Annotated in this window: 12 protein-coding genes; 3 read left to right on the top strand and 9 right to left on the bottom strand. The window is 47.0% G+C overall.

The genetic code is table 11. The annotated features are described in order from the left end of the window. Window positions 1–2: 2 nt before the first annotated feature. From KK083_RS13600 to KK083_RS13585, 4 genes are all read right to left on the bottom strand, one after another. On the bottom strand, window positions 3–1,442 hold the full coding sequence (locus tag KK083_RS13600; RefSeq protein WP_254163794.1) for a RagB/SusD family nutrient uptake outer membrane protein: 1,440 nt from the start codon (window positions 1,440–1,442) through the stop codon (window positions 3–5). 9 nt (window positions 1,443–1,451) lie between these two features. Then, window positions 1,452–4,736, bottom strand: coding sequence for a SusC/RagA family TonB-linked outer membrane protein (locus tag KK083_RS13595; protein ID WP_254163793.1), 3,285 nt, complete (start codon window positions 4,734–4,736; stop codon window positions 1,452–1,454). Window positions 4,737–4,931: 195 nt separating this feature from the next. Next, a complete protein-coding gene (locus tag KK083_RS13590) occupies window positions 4,932–5,933 on the bottom strand; it encodes a FecR family protein (RefSeq protein WP_254163792.1) in 1,002 nt (333 codons plus the stop codon). Window positions 5,934–6,272: 339 nt separating this feature from the next. Next, the gene (locus KK083_RS13585; protein WP_254163791.1) at window positions 6,273–6,755 is read right to left on the bottom strand and encodes an RNA polymerase sigma factor; all 483 of its coding nucleotides are present in this window, start codon (window positions 6,753–6,755) and stop codon (window positions 6,273–6,275) included. 370 nt (window positions 6,756–7,125) lie between these two features. On the opposite strand from KK083_RS13585, the gene KK083_RS13580 reads away from it, so the two are divergent. Together KK083_RS13580 and KK083_RS13575 are read left to right on the top strand one after the other, a co-directional pair. Next, on the top strand, window positions 7,126–7,482 hold the full coding sequence (locus KK083_RS13580) for a helix-turn-helix domain-containing protein (protein ID WP_254163790.1): 357 nt from the start codon (window positions 7,126–7,128) through the stop codon (window positions 7,480–7,482). Between the two features lie 63 nt (window positions 7,483–7,545). Continuing rightward, window positions 7,546–7,824, top strand: a complete 279-nt coding sequence (locus KK083_RS13575; protein ID WP_254163789.1) for a helix-turn-helix domain-containing protein — start codon at window positions 7,546–7,548, stop codon at window positions 7,822–7,824. Between the two features lie 6 nt (window positions 7,825–7,830). On the opposite strand, the gene KK083_RS13570 is transcribed toward KK083_RS13575, so the two are convergent. Together KK083_RS13570 and KK083_RS13565 are read right to left on the bottom strand one after the other, a co-directional pair. Next, window positions 7,831–8,529 carry a YceI family protein gene (locus tag KK083_RS13570; RefSeq protein ID WP_254163788.1) on the bottom strand — a complete coding sequence of 233 codons (699 nt, stop codon included), beginning with the start codon at window positions 8,527–8,529 and terminating at the stop codon, window positions 7,831–7,833. A 219-nt stretch (window positions 8,530–8,748) separates the two neighbouring features. After that, complete coding sequence (locus KK083_RS13565; protein ID WP_254163941.1) at window positions 8,749–9,501, bottom strand: 3-keto-disaccharide hydrolase; 753 nt, start codon at window positions 9,499–9,501, stop codon at window positions 8,749–8,751. Window positions 9,502–9,737: 236 nt separating this feature from the next. Between KK083_RS13565 and KK083_RS13560 the strand changes: the two genes are divergently transcribed. After that, window positions 9,738–10,085: a Dabb family protein gene (locus tag KK083_RS13560; RefSeq protein ID WP_438834723.1), complete on the top strand. Its 348-nt coding sequence runs from the start codon at window positions 9,738–9,740 to the stop codon at window positions 10,083–10,085. Between the two features lie 80 nt (window positions 10,086–10,165). On the opposite strand, the gene KK083_RS13555 is transcribed toward KK083_RS13560, so the two are convergent. From KK083_RS13555 to KK083_RS13545, 3 genes are all read right to left on the bottom strand, one after another. After that, a complete protein-coding gene (locus tag KK083_RS13555; RefSeq protein WP_254163786.1) occupies window positions 10,166–10,525 on the bottom strand; it encodes a hypothetical protein in 360 nt (119 codons plus the stop codon). Between the two features lie 534 nt (window positions 10,526–11,059). Further along, a complete protein-coding gene (locus tag KK083_RS13550) occupies window positions 11,060–11,506 on the bottom strand; it encodes a DUF2059 domain-containing protein (RefSeq protein ID WP_254163785.1) in 447 nt (148 codons plus the stop codon). A 114-nt stretch (window positions 11,507–11,620) separates the two neighbouring features. Then, window positions 11,621–12,103, bottom strand: coding sequence for a lipocalin-like domain-containing protein (locus tag KK083_RS13545; protein ID WP_254163784.1), 483 nt, complete (start codon window positions 12,101–12,103; stop codon window positions 11,621–11,623). Window positions 12,104–12,154: the final 51 nt, after the last annotated feature.

Here is a 12,154-nt window from a genome sequence, read left to right as displayed (position 1 = left end):
ACTCAATACCCTTCGTTCTGCGGTTGAAGGTTCGGATTGTTATCGATCTCTGATTGTGGGATTGGATAGAGAACATCCGTAGGCTGCCAGTCTGCTTTTACAGAAGACAATACAGCATCTGCTCGTAGGGTTCGTTTCAGGTCAAGCCAGCGGTGGCCCCACTCAGCCATAAACTCTACTCTTCTCTCTTGCATGATGGCAAGTATCAACTCTTCTTTGCCTATGCCGGGATTGGTATTCTGAATAAGCGGCAACCCCGCACGATGGCGGATCGTATCTACATCTGCGATGGCTTCGGCGAGCTTATTTTGCTGTGCCCGGGCTTCGGCACGGATCAGGTATTGCTCAGCGAGACGCAATACCATGGAATATTCCTTTGCCGCCTCAGATGCATTATCACCTGCCTTATACTTAGACGGGAAAAAGTATGACCGTTTATCAACAACTGCACTACCGATCCAGTATTTTTTGCGCTTGTCCCCAGCCTCGAAGGCATTAACAGCACTACCGCACAACAAATTGGATGATGTAAGATTCTGGCTATCAAAATTAAAGAGCTGCTTTTCAAAGGTATAGCTGATGCTTACCGGCGCCAGCTGCCAGAGCGCCTCACGGTTCGGTTGTTGCTTTACCTTAGCAAGAAAAACTTCATACACGCTATCTTGAAGACTGTACAATTCGGTATTATTGATCACCGAAGTGGCTGCGGCTTCTGCTTCCGACCACCTATTCCTAAACAGATAAACCCTTGCCAGCAATGCAGTGGCAGCACTTTTGTTGGGCCTTATTCTTTCATTGCCATAAATGGAATAGTCAGCCGGCAAAAGGCCTTCAGCATCTAGCAAGTCGCTGACTATTTGCTCATATACTTCTGCTTGTGGCGTACGGTGGAACATTTCATTTATTTTGTAGTCTGTTGTTGTGACCAACGGCACATCACCAAACAGATTGGTAAGGTAAAAGAAAGAAAAAGCACGGATAAACTTGGCTTCGCCTTCAAGCTTTCTTCTAACGCCAAGGCTAACATTGGATGACGTTGAAATGCCTTCCAGCAATGAATTAGCATAATAGATATATTTATAACCAGGCTCCCACAAGCTGCTTTTGAGTTCCGGGTCTGTAGGCAACAAGCTGTTGGTCTGGAAGCCGTTTACATTAGATTGATTGATTTCATCTGCTGAAAATCCCGCATGCAATGTGATGCTTCCACTGGCGAATGCCGGGGCTTCCATTATTTTTGTGTAGATGCCGATAATGGCTGATGTGGCCGAGGCATCGTCTTTGTAAGCTGCTCCGCCAACAACCTGGTTTTTAGGTTCATCTATGTTCAGAAATTCCGCGCAGGCAACACAGCATGTTAACATAAACAGTAATATCACGGTTATGCTTCCACCTTTGCCTTGGTGTTTCCCCCGCGCGTTATTGAATAGTATCAGTTTCATGCGAGTCGATTAAAAAGTTAGCTGTATTCCCGCCATCACAATGCGTAAAGGTGGCAATGATCTGGAACCCACTGGAATCTCAGGATCATAACCCGCATACTTTGTAAAAGTTAACAAATTCTGCCCCTGCACATAAACGCTACCTTGCTGCAGGCGCATGCTCTTGAGCCAGCTTGATCTGAGCTGCCACGACAGTGAAACATTCTTCAGCCTGACAAAGGAAGCATCGCTGATGGCATAGTCACTGTACTCTCGTGCATTGTTATAAGCAGTTGCAGCGACTCCAAGTGGACCACCACCTCGTTGAGTGAACTGCTGAATGCCGGTAATATCACCCGGTTGCTGCCAGCGGTCCAACACTTGAACAGGTTGATTGGTAAGCCTCGAACCAGGCGTGTTCAGGAACATCGACAAGTAATTAATGCCAGTCTGTTTCACAAACTGAAAAAAAACATCCAATTGCCAGTTCTTGTACCGGATATTATTCTGTATACCTCCGTAAAACTGCTGCGTGACCTTTTTGAGGGATTGGTAATCGTTAGGCGCCGACATGTTGCCATCTCCGTCTACGTCCTCGAATGTATAAATACCGGTCTCAGGATTAACCCCGGTATAATGGTATTTTTGTCGAATAGATAACGGCTGGCCGACGACGTATCTTTGATCATAATCGGATCCTTTAAGGTTAGGATAATTGATCAGCTTGTTTTGAGGAGCAGTGGCATTGATGTAGGTCTTCCACGTAAAGTTGCTGTTAAAAACATTGACGGTGTTCAACATAACCTCCACACCTGTATTCTGCACAACAGCGCCAAGGTTACTGTTAATAGACGCCTGTCCGGTGATCACCGGTAGGGAATGCCCTACCAACTGGTTAGACGAAAGGTTATGGTAATAGCTTGTGCTTAATAGTATTCTGTTTCCGGCAAAGCCCAGTTCGATGGCGGCTTCTGTTTTTTTGTTACTTTCCCAGGAATAATCTGGATTATACAATCGTATGGGTACGGTGCCTTTTAACCCGTTGTATGTATTGGAAGTTGAAGAGTAAGAGTCGAGGTACTGGTAATCCCCTATCTGATCACTGCCCGTGATGCCGTGGCTGGCTCTCAATTTTCCATAGCTAAGAAATGGGAAAACATGCTCTATAAAAGGCTCCGATGAAAAAATCCACGCTGTGCCTATTGCTCCAAAGTTGGCAAATTGTTTTCCAGGACCAAACCTGCTGGAGCCATCCCTCCGGCCGGTGAGATTTATAATATACTTTTCCTTCCAGTTGAAATTGATGCGGCCAAAAATGGCATTGTAACGATACTGTGCATAGGCATTTTCCGCGACCTCAATCTCAGGAGCTGACAATGGGTCCTCCAACAGATCATCGTTCCTGTAACCTTTTGCCCACAGCGTTTGCCCCTTGCTTATGGTTTGCTGAAATGTTGTGCCAACGAGCATTTTTAGTACGCCATGTGCACCTATGGTGTCCCGATATTCCAATTGAGGCTCTGCTATCCAGGTGTTCACTTTGTTGTCGCCAAACATGCTCGAGCCTGTCCGATCAGGTGCTGTCGGATTTAAAGAACTGATCGGGTTCTTTTGTAGCTCATCCACCTGCACATTGGTGTAGCCCAGGTTATTGTTCATATAAAGCCCCGGGAGTACTCTATAGCTGATTATCGAATTTACCACAACCGTACCAATGTTACTGGTATAGGTTTGCCTCAGCGCACCAAAAGGATTGGCCCATGTTCCATTTTCCCAGTTAAGCTCCCCTTGATCGTCATAAACGCGCGGAGCCACTGGTGCGAGCTGAATGGCAGCGCCAATGGGATCAGTCTTTGGAAGGTTGTTACCAGTGCCTGTGTAGCTGGCCAGCAAAGAAAACCTGAAGCCATCGTTGCGGGTGGCATGATTAAAATTAAAATGAGCCGAGCCTTTTCGGAAGCTGAAATCACCAGGAAAGACTGTTGACTCCCTGTAATAGTTAGTGCTGAAGAGATACCGCGTAAATTCATCTCCACCTGAGACTGAAGCCTTGACATCTGAGACCCTTGCCGTGCCACCAAGAAGCACCTTTTGCCAATCGGTATACCGTGTGGTGTCCCACCGCAGCAAATCAGGGGCATTGTTAGCTGTCATCGTTACGCCATCATTCCTGAACGCTTCCTTCCTCATCTCGAGCCACTGTTGTGTGTTAAGCAGATCCATAGTACGGGTAATTCTGCCAACGCCCTGGCGAAAATCAACATTCACCTGCATGCTCCCGCTCGCTTTTCTACCGGCCTTTGTGGTGACCAGCACCACGCCATTGGCACCACGTGAACCATAAATGGCTGTGGCATCGGCGTCTTTCAGGATCTCGATGCTTTCGATATCTGCGATATTGATGTTATTAAGCGGATTGGCATTAGGAATAATCGCACCACTTATGAAAGATGAAGAAACTTGCGTTGATGGAAAAGGTACCCCATCGATAATATATAAGGGATCATTGGCATACTCCCTCAAACTGTTTGTACCCCTGATCTGAATAGAAACACCGCCACCTGGAACACCTGAATACTGATGGATATACACCCCGGGCACCCTTCCCTCCAAAGCAACCAACGGATTAGATACCGGTTGATTCTCGATCTCTTTCGCTGTCACCTTTGAAATATTACCAGTTTGCTCACGCCCCTTTACTTTCCAGTAACCCGCATTGACCTCCACTTCCTGCAGCAACGGGACCTCATATTCCATGGCAAGATCGATGACTTTGCGACTGTTCACATTCGTCTCTACAGTTTTATAACCTACAAATGAAAAGACCAGTACATCGTGATCTAATACTTCAGCCGTATATCGGCCATCGAGGTCCGTGGTCACGGCATGAGCTCCTTTGATCTGCACGTTTGCCTCAGGGACGGGCTCGCCATCAGGGCCTGTTACTTTTCCGGTGACAACATGCAGCGCCGGTACTGCCATCTCCTCCTTTGCGTCTGTGGTCTCTGATCGCGATGGCGTGGGCTTCTCAAAGATGACAATGCTGTTGTTCATCTGACGGTAGGTGAGCGAAGTATGCTTCAGCACAAGGTCAAGTGTGGCGCTTACCGTGCGCGTTGCTTTCGGCAGGGTAATAGAAGTGTAGGGATCGACCTGGCCCGGAAGGAATGCAAACAACAGACCGGTTTGTCTTTCAATACTTTTAAAGCAGCTCTCCAGCGACTCGTCATTCAGCTCTACAGTAACCTCAATAGTATGTATGCCGCCCTTGGTGGTGTTTTGGGCATTGCCTTCAAGAATCATTGAAAGCATCATGCCGACGATCAAAAAGAAGCCGCAGTAGAAATTTACTCGCATCACTATTCTTTAGGTCTTATCGGGAGAAGGCTCTGATCTTCTTCCCTCGTCAACTAACAGTTTATTAAGGTCTACTTATGGGGTTATTCATTTTTGGCGTCTGTTGAAAACCAGGAACCCGGCTTTACGCGGCGGGCTCAACGCAGGTCTTTGCTATTTACAATTCGATCCATCACCGTTGATGGATACATTGCCGTCTTTCATGGTATACGATGCACCGAGCGGAACGCTTACCACATCCAGCACCTGCCTGAGCTGCTCACTCTTCAGGAACTTGGCAGAGATGGTACATTTCTTCAGGGCGTCGTTTACAACGGTAACTTTCACATGGTACTTTGCTTCGATGAGCCGCGCGGCCTCTTCCATAGTTACCCGATCGAGAATAAGGTATTTGTTCATCCAGGCGAGCGCCATCCGGGCATCTACGTCTGTCTTCACAAACTCGCCGGTGAGCGCGTTTACCGTGATGCATTGATCGGGAATGATCTGATCGAAGGTCTCCTGGTCGTCGCTAACCTCCACTTTGCCGCGTGTGACAGTGACCACTATCTGCTTGGCGTTCGGAAAAGCGTTGATATTGAATGCTGTTCCCAATACAGTAGTGGTAACGTTATCCGTATGCACGAGAAAGGGAGCGGAAGCGTCGTGCTGGATATCGAAGTACGCTTCTCCTTCGAGCGTGACCTCCCGGAAGTCTCTTCCATAAGATGCTTTGCTATAGTAGAGGGTACTGCCTTCGTTCAACACCACGTTGCTGCCATCGGGGAAGCTAACATATTCGGGGCCGGCAACGATCATCCTGTCTGCGCTCACACGCTGCCGGATCATCCATACCCACGCCACTACAGTCATCAGCACTACAGCCGCTGCGGCCATCCACCAATGCGCCCGTATGGCCGCGGGTTGACGGATCTCATACACTTCGGCAGGGGGCTCGTTGCCTGTCATTTTATGGAAGACGCGTTCCAGCACAGCTTTCTCTTCCTTAGCCACGGGGTTGCGAATCTCGGTGTGCAGCAGGTCAATGAAGTTTTTATCCAGATCGTGATCATGCTCGCCAGACCTTACCAGTTTGAAAAATTCATTCCGCTCGTCACCAGACGCTGTTTTGTCGAGGTAACGCTGAAGCAGCTTATTGAAATGGGTCGGCATCATACGCTGTAAATTTCAGAAGATCCGTTGTTTTCCCAACCTGGAACAAAAACTATAGGGTTTACGAAGACAAAGTGTGTCATGACCAGGGTCAACAGATTTCACATTTTTTAGTACAGTCTCCTGGAGGCTTGAAACACCTAGTTCAAACTAAGAAAAATTATCGCATAAAACAGGTTTCAGGTAATATAATATAAGAAAAAAAACTGAATACACCTCCGGGATCGTCTTTATCGATTTTCAAACCGTGAAATTTTATCCGTCTGGCATAACTGCAGCCGAAAAATATTGCTATGTGGCGCCAACGTACAGGCTAAATGAAAACCCCTATACCTGGGGTTGTTACGCACTTTTCAATGGATGTTGCAACATATTAACCGGCGGGACAGCTGTTTTCAGAACCGAAGTTGTTTCATTGCTGACATTCTGTTGTGCAGTGCTGGCGGATAACATTTCAACGGTCATCTTCTCGAGGTAATGTATGGCGAGATTCCTGGCGGAGATGAAGAGCCAGCTCCTGAGCTGCACGACATCGCTGTACAAGCCACGTTCACGCCATAGTGTTGAGAACAACTCTTCCACCAATTCTTCTGCCAGGGCCGACGACTGAAAATAACGCTGCACAACCCTATAGATAGCCGGCGCATAACGATCATAGATCTGCCGGAACGCCGGCTCGCTGCCATGCGAGAACGCGCAGACGATGGCTTCACTGATGTCATTGTCTACTGTAATACCAGCACCGTGACTTGTCCCGGAGCTTTCGGTGCGCCTGCTGAAGAGCAAGCTGAACCGGTTTGAAACATTTCTAAAGAGATGGGGCATTACTCGGCGCATAAGTTTATTGAAAATACTTTCGTGTTTAACATTGAGAAAAATCCTGCCACCCTACCGGCTTATGCGCCAGCACACTCCAGTTCCAGACTAAGGCTGAAATGTGCCGCGCACAGCCTATGGGACTCCTTCTTACCAGATCAAACAGGTTAACAGCACATTACTTCCCCCCTTCATAACGCCAATGTCCTGGCTGGTACCCCGGGGGTGATGTAGTATAATCATCGGGTTGTCTATCATATATAAATTCCGATTTTAAGAACAATTATACCCAATTAATATCTAAATACAAGTACATTAATCCATATTTTATGATCAAAATTCCTTTTTTTATAACTTAATGTTTACAAAAACATTTTAAATGATCAGAATATTGGAATTTATTTGCACAAAAAATGGATCGGAGGGCCAAAATATTATGACCAAACTGGGTGAATACCTGGCGAAGAATAAGATCAACAGGGCAAGCTTGTCTCGTCAGACCGGGATCTCGGAACCGAGGCTTACGAGGCTTTCGAATAGCATGACTGCTAAACTCCAGGGCAATGAGCTCTACCGGATAGCACTGGCTATCAAAACACCTCCGCCGCGACTTCTGAAATATATATATGTCGGCCTGACGCTGAAGGAAGACCCTGTGAATGGAGACAAGAAATCGATGAGCAAAAAAAAGAAACGTCCCCCAGCTGCCTCCACTGATCATAGAGCGGAAGGATGATCTTCATGTCATGGCTTCACGCTGCAAAACAAACCTGCTAAACCACTTAATCATTCAATTCAAATGGCCAAACCTAAACTGACCAAACTCGGAATTTTGTTTGCGAACAAATCTGTCAACCAGGCAAGCATATCAAGAAGAACGGGCATCTCTAAGCAAAAGCTGACTGCCCTCGCCACACAATCCACTGACCGAATCCTGGCGATCGAAATCGTTTCAATCGCATTGGCTATTGACGAAGAACCCGGTGACTTGCTGGACCTGTTATGCAATCATGTGCAGATCAAGGAAGACACGAAAGTAGACGGAAGGAGAAAAAGAGGGAAAGGGCCGGGGAAATAAACCCGGTCAGGTATTTCCCTCTTCTCTTCTTGCTTCGAGGTAGAGCTCGATGTTCACCGTCTCAGAAATGAATTTATCTCCCAATGTTTTATCATTTCCGTAGTTCATCTGCCATTGCCTTCTATCGATATCAAAGTTCGATTTTGCTTTGAGCGAATGTCCATCCAGGTCTACATGAGCAGGGAAGCTTACATTTTTGGTCACTCCCTTCAGCGTCAGATTCCCGCTGATATAGAAGTTGGCTCCTTCCACCAATGACCTTTCAGCGTCTTTCGGTTTATACGGAACAACGTTGGTGATCTCGAAGGCGGCTGTACCAAATTTTTCAGCATCGAAGAAATCACCACTCAACAGGTGGGGCTTCAGCTTGGTGGTGATATCCGCACCCTTCTGCTCCATCTGCATCGACTTGATGTTGATCACAAAAGTGCCGCCTGAAAGTGAGTCTTTGTCAACGGCCACAGCGCCGTAGTTGAGCTTAAATGTTCCGGGGTGGTTTTTGCCCACGCCATGACCTGTAAATTTTACATACGATCGGGCTGTATCAACAACGAAAGCCTGGCCGGTAGGCACCACTGCTTCTTCCTTTTCTGCGATCTTCGCTTCGTCTCCTTTGGGCGCTCTCTCGCAGCTCACCAGCATTAAAGCAGCAATACTCATTAGCAGGATCACTGATCTGCGCACTGTTTCCATGTTCCGTTTCATTTTTATCTTTTCAGTTTTAGTACGGGAACACCATGGAAAAATAATGTACCGAGAAAGAGCCCACGGTCCACCGTCGACATTCCACGGCCGATGTGTGTATCCGGATAGCTGCTGCCTTGAAGGAACAAAGTAACGAGGTACGATTAGTCGATGTCACACCGCACTACCGTGGACAGTGGTCTGTCGACCTTGGACTATTTGTCAATTGTCAATTTTTCTTCAGAAGTCAGTATCAGCATTTTTCAGGTCAAGCTCTTTGATCCAGATGTTGCGGTAGAGCACATCGTGACCTTCGGCTTGCAACTTCAAACCACCGGGAGTATCTGTAATTCCTTTGCCACCGTCGTTCCCTCCGTCGATGCCTGAGTTCGGACCGCCCCACACCTGGTTGATGGGATGATTGGTGTGTACTTTCTTGCCATTGAAGTAAATCGTAACCATTGCTTTTTCGGTGAGCGTTCCGTTATTGAACCGCGCGGCACGAAAAACAATATCGTAAGCGTTCCATTTGCCAACTCCATTATAGGCATGATAAGGTGACTCTGATTCATTGATGATAGCACCCATACCGTGTTTAGTGGAGTCGCCATCGAGCACCTGGATCTCATAACGGTTCTGAAGGTACACGCCGCTATTTCCGCCGGGCTTCGAGATCAGAAATTCAACATGCAGGCGAAAGTCGCGGAATGCTTTTTTGGTAACGATATCAGCAGAACCATATTTGCCGCCGGCAGCAGTAGGGTCGTTGCTGTTAACGGCGCTCCCTTTGCCAACGGGGTCTTTCACCACAATCCATTTGATGGGAAGTGTTGCTGCCAGCCGTGGTCCTTCCCAGTAAGTCCATTTTTCATCCAGCATCTTCCGCGTGCCGTCGAGATACATCACGGCACCTTTCTCGGGTTTGGTCCCAACACCCACCTGGGCAACAACAGTTGAGATTGTACCTGCCAACACGATGATCAAAAGGCTCATGAAGGTGCTAACGGTAATGGAGCTTGTATTTTTCATAGTTACGCTTAATTTTTACGGTGACTAAAAATAAGAAAGTTTGTGGTTGCACCCCATCAAGGGCACACATATTCCATAAAAGGCGGCCCGACGCCAGCGGATCTGTTCAAAATATCTTCTAACTTTAAAAGTCCATATCACCTCCATATTTTATGAAAAAGATCAAAGTTGTTTTTTATGCTGTTATCGTAACCCTGTTTATGTCTGTAACAACCACTCATGCACAAACCAGAACCGACAGCCCCAAAGTGTTGCGGCATGTTGTACTGTTCAAATTCAAGGATACTTCAAGCGCCCAGGATGTGAAGAAAGTAGAAGATGCTTTCCGCGCACTGCCTGGCAAGCTTCCGCTTATCAAAGATTTTGAATGGGGCACCAATACAAGTCCCGAAAACCTGAACCAGGGATTGACACATTGTTTTTTTGTAACCTTTACCTCCGACAAGGACAGGGATGCTTACCTGATCCACCCGGAGCACAAAGCCTTTGTCGAAGTATTGAAACCACATCTCGATAAAGTCACGGTGATCGACTACTGGACAAAATAACAAGCATACATTGCATTCACATCAGGTGAATTGACCGGTTGCTCCACTTCCGGTCAATTCCCCGAGGTGATAATTGAAGATCACTCGAAACCTCTTTCATCCATTTCCTTCTCCACGGTATCGAGCCACTGAAAAAGCAGCAGGTAGTTTTCTGCCGTCTCTTTAAAACTACCGGAAAGATTCTCGCAGTCGTGCGAGAGATACAGCAGGAGCACTTCGATCAGGTCTTTCTTAAGCCTGCGCGGGTGCACAAAGTCAAGCAATATGTCAAGCTGGTAGATGATGGGTTCGTTCACCCTGCAGTTGGGTGGAAGCTTGATCACAACTTCTTCTCCTGGAGAAGTTTCTGCATCATCAACTTCATCAACATCAACTGCTTCGTTGACGTCGTCGCCGTTGATTTCTTCTTCATTGAGTGGGCTCTCTGTTTTTTTTGCCATAATGTTGAGAGAATGCGATCATCCGGAAAAAAGCACATACGCTGTGCAGTAACGTTGAATAGAGCGATTCACACTTTGAGCTGCGACACGCGTTCGCTCTTTACAGAATGATCAAGGTTAAATGGTAGCCTATACCCGTAAACACCTCCCGGTTTACATGTTGCTCCAAAATGACTGGAACAAACTTTCAGCTACCGGTCGCTGAATTGTAAACCCGCAATGCCAAAGAAAAGGCCGGTGGGAAACACCGGAACATTGCGCGAAAAAATTATTCGTTAACTACCAATGTGCCGGCAAGTAAAAAACTTTACAATGAATGCCCAATTTTTTTCAAAAAACTTCTGAAAAAAAGTGTTCGTAGAGAGAGAGATAAGTCGCGAATAGTGTGGCGTTATATATAACGCCACACTACCAACAGCTTATTCTATTCGATTGGTGGGAATTGACAATGCTCAAAATAAAACCGGCCCGCGTAGCAACACGGGCCGGTAAAAAACGTCAACCGATCTGCAGACCGGAACGCTGTACGGTTCATTAGTATCCTTTCTCCTTCAGCTTCTCCTGAAACTGCTGACCGATCTTCATGCCCCACTGCTGGCCTACCTGCATCGACTCCTGCATGATCAGCGGCGTGTTAGCAGCATACTTTTTTCCCACCGGCGTCAGGTAAAACTCTGTCATCTTCTGCAGGTCATCTTTGGTCATGTATTTCTGGTAAACAGGAGACAACATATCCACAAGACTGCTCAGTGACGTGCTCGAGAATTCCTTTTCAAAATCAGTCCAGACTGCTTCCGGTACGTTAGGCTTCTGCTGTTTAAACATTCCTATAACCTGTTTCAACGCAGCCTTATAAGTCTCTTCCGTTCCTGATACTTCAAACATCTTTTTCAAAGCAGCCTTGTATTGTGGATCGTCCTGGCCATAGGATAATCCCGTTGCTAACAGCACCAGTAAAAAAACAGTCGTGATCTTTTTCATAATTGGGGAATTTAAGCCCACAATATACGACAATCTGCGATTTCAAATTTTGATATGCGATTGAAGGGAATCTGATCCGAAAGCCAGCGGGATTAAAAATCTGCAATTCGCAAATTAACCTTTACGTAACACAAGCTCGTATTTCCCTGCCAGCGATCTTGCCCTGCCGCCCTCGTATGTGGTCTGGTCCCAGGTCATGGTCAGTTTCAGCTGTGAATCTGATATCGACACAATGGTAATCTCCTTGCTGTCCTGGCCGCGTACGATCACGGTTGCCGTTTCATCCTTGAAGCTCCAGGTATCCTGACGCAACCACACCGGGCTTGTACCCGTGGTAGTGAAAGTGTTCTCCGAAAAAGTTATTGAAAAACCGGCAAACAGCTCCTGCGTTACATCGATGCCATCGGCTGTAATGGCAGCAGCGCCTGATGGCGACCACGTACCTCCGTTGGCAGTGAGCAGTTTGGTGACCCTTTGTGTTTCGGTTTGACGCGGCTTCGGATCGTCTTTACAGCCCCACAGGGAAACAGAGAGGCAGATGACGGCCATCATCACCAGGATGCTGACAACCAGTGTTCTTATCGGATTTGTGTTCATACGAAACGTGTTTAAAGCGGGGAAGTGAAACACCACTTCCCCTTGTTCAAT

This window comes from Chryseosolibacter histidinae (assembly GCF_018598225.1).
In the GTDB taxonomy this organism is placed as follows: Bacteria; Bacteroidota; Bacteroidia; order Cytophagales; family Cyclobacteriaceae; genus Chryseosolibacter; species Chryseosolibacter histidini.
The sequence above is the reverse complement of the archived record's forward strand: the minus strand, read 5'-3'. Positions and strand labels throughout refer to the sequence as shown.